The organism is Aeromicrobium phragmitis, from assembly GCF_003674095.1.
In the GTDB taxonomy this organism is placed as follows: domain Bacteria; phylum Actinomycetota; class Actinomycetes; order Propionibacteriales; family Nocardioidaceae; genus Aeromicrobium; species Aeromicrobium phragmitis.
Window position 1 is genome coordinate 1 of record NZ_RDBF01000160.1, and the last position, 375, is coordinate 375.

The following is a 375-nucleotide window of genomic DNA, read 5'->3' on the forward strand; positions in this document are numbered from 1 at the left end:
AAGACTAAGGTGATGATGGAAAACGACACACCAATATATGTCAACACCACTCAGATAGAGAAGGTTGAAAGCTACGTCTACCTGGGACAGCGATACAGCATCAGAGACAAAAACCAAGACAATGAGATTCAAAGAAGAATCACGGCCGGCTGGGCAGCATTCGCCAAGCACCGGGACATCTTCAAGGGTAACTTTGGTATCTGCTTGAAGAGACAAGTCTACAACTCGTGCGTACTTCCAGCAATGACATACGGCGCGGAAACATGGGCACTTACCAACCAGGCAAAAAACAAGCTAGCAGCCGCACAATCAAAGATGGAAAGAAGTATGTTAAACATCACATACCGGGACAGAAAAACAAACATCTGGGTAAGA

At 45.6% G+C, this 375-nt stretch carries 1 protein-coding gene; it reads left to right on the top strand.

Annotation, left to right across the window (positions count from 1 at the left end; translation table 11 throughout):
- Positions 1-12 precede the first annotated feature (12 nt).
- On the top strand, positions 13-375 hold a 363-nt coding region (locus tag D9V41_RS17640), incomplete at its 3' end, for a hypothetical protein (RefSeq protein ID WP_133434250.1).